Genomic DNA, 617 nt, shown 5'->3' with positions numbered 1-617 from the left:
CTGCCGTCACTCGAAGATGGATCCGCGGCGCATTAGCTAGTTGGTAAGGTAACGGCTTACCAAGGCGACGATGCGTAGCCGACCTGAGAGGGTGATCGGCCACACTGGGACTGAGACACGGCCCAGACTCCTACGGGAGGCAGCAGTAGGGAATCTTCCGCAATGGACGAAAGTCTGACGGAGCAACGCCGCGTGAACGATGAAGGTCTTCGGATCGTAAAGTTCTGTTGTTAGGGAAGAACAAGTGCCAGAGGAAATGCTGGCACCTTGACGGTACCTAACCAGAAAGCCCCGGCTAACTACGTGCCAGCAGCCGCGGTAATACGTAGGGGGCAAGCGTTGTCCGGAATTATTGGGCGTAAAGCGCGCGCAGGCGGTTCCTTAAGTCTGATGTGAAAGCCCACGGCTCAACCGTGGAGGGCCATTGGAAACTGGGGAGCTTGAGTACAGAAGAGGAGAGTGGAATTCCACGTGTAGCGGTGAAATGCGTAGATATGTGGAGGAACACCAGTGGCGAAGGCGACTCTCTGGTCTGTAACTGACGCTGAGGCGCGAAAGCGTGGGTAGCAAACAGGATTAGATACCCTGGTAGTCCACGCCGTAAACGTTGAGTGCTA

General features: G+C 55.8%; 1 rRNA gene. It reads left to right on the top strand.

The annotated features are described in order from the left end of the window. Nucleotides 1-617: ribosomal RNA gene (locus N782_RS20475) — 16S ribosomal RNA — on the top strand; the annotation flags it as partial.

It is taken from the genome of Pontibacillus yanchengensis Y32, from assembly GCF_000770635.1.
Classification (GTDB): Bacteria; Bacillota; Bacilli; order Bacillales; family BH030062; genus Pontibacillus; species Pontibacillus yanchengensis.
The sequence above is the reverse complement of the archived record's forward strand: the minus strand, read 5'-3'. Positions and strand labels throughout refer to the sequence as shown.